This is a genomic window from Neptunitalea chrysea (assembly GCF_027924145.1).
Taxonomy (GTDB): Bacteria; Bacteroidota; Bacteroidia; order Flavobacteriales; family Flavobacteriaceae; genus Neptunitalea; species Neptunitalea chrysea.
The window spans coordinates 1-488 of the sequence record NZ_BRVP01000077.1 but is presented as its reverse complement, the minus strand read 5'-3'; the positions used below and the strand labels follow the sequence as shown (position 1 = coordinate 488).

The 488-nt window shown below is 38.7% G+C and carries 1 protein-coding gene; it reads right to left on the bottom strand.

The window, feature by feature from the left end; all coding sequences use genetic code 11:
- The coding region (locus NBRC110019_RS16775; protein WP_281756617.1) for a hypothetical protein at positions 1 to 461 on the bottom strand (461 nt) is incomplete at its 3' end.
- Positions 462 to 488: the final 27 nt, after the last annotated feature.

Below are 488 nucleotides of genomic sequence, written 5' to 3'. Positions count from 1 at the left end.
CCAGAAGATCCATCTCCAGAGCCTCCAGCTCCAGCATCAACCCATTTACACTCCGTAGTTATCTCAGCCCAATTCATGTCCCCTTCCATACAAGCTGGCCCCGCAATATGCGTTTCTCCATGCCCACCGTAACCATTATTATCACAATAATAAGTAGTAACCTGATAACATTCTGATGTTAATCTTGCCTGTTGCATATTATACACTACAGGTGTTACCTCTACTGTTGCATCTAGGGTATAGGCATCGTGACCTGGCACATATATACTACTATCGGTTGGTGTATACTTTAAAATAACCGCAGTTACTTCATTTAAACTATCTACAGACACTACTAAATTCTCAAAACCAGTAGTAGTTACTGTATCCCTCCTAATAAAAAAGGTATACGATGTTCTGTTTGGTTTTGTTACTTCCTTAATTAAAGTAGAATCAATGGTAAAACCGTAGTTTACTTCCATAATAGTTTTTGCATTACCTCTCCCTTT